Origin of the sequence: Pseudoalteromonas luteoviolacea DSM 6061 (assembly GCF_001625655.1) — a bacterium.
Classification (GTDB): Bacteria; Pseudomonadota; Gammaproteobacteria; order Enterobacterales; family Alteromonadaceae; genus Pseudoalteromonas; species Pseudoalteromonas luteoviolacea.
On sequence record NZ_AUYB01000038.1, the window covers coordinates 1 to 579 of the forward strand.

1 pseudogene is annotated in these 579 nt (G+C 41.1%); it reads left to right on the forward strand.

Features of this window, described 5'->3' with window-relative positions:
• Positions 1–205, forward strand: a pseudogene (locus N475_RS25910) (hypothetical protein); the annotation flags it as partial.
• Between the last annotated feature and the right edge of the window lie 374 nt (positions 206–579).

A 579-nucleotide genomic window follows, 5' to 3' on the forward strand; every position in this document is an offset into this window, starting at 1 on the left:
CTTGCTGCATCCGAACAACAACAAACTCAGGCAACGAATACAACACTTACTGGCGTTAATTGGTAACACCTTACCCGTTATTAACCCCAAGCCGAGAAAAAAAGCAAAACTCATGTGCCCTTGCTGCAAAAAGCCCATGCAGTTTATGGGTATTCGAGCACGAACGATACACTTTAATTCGGCCTCACCCATTGGGTCATCTTAAATGGGCTGGATCATGTTAAATCGGCTAACGTAAAACGCATTACACATACATTGAATTGAAAAGGAGGAAAGATAAATCTAAACAACTGATTAAACGTAATATTTAAATTAGCGCAAGGCGCTAAGGGCTGACTGCGCCCTAAAAAAAGAAAGCGTTTGTCAGCCCCCTTCAATATACCTCTATTTTTACATCACTATTTACTATATAGAAGCATCACCAGCGCCGCAGGGCTTGTTCAACACCCAGATAAGGTGTCGGTTTCGCGACACCTATCCTTATTTGTTAGGCTACTTGCCCCAGAATACACCAATGATTGCAAAAGCAACAAAAAATATATACAGAGAGATAATATCCTGTAACTCCACCCAATTTAG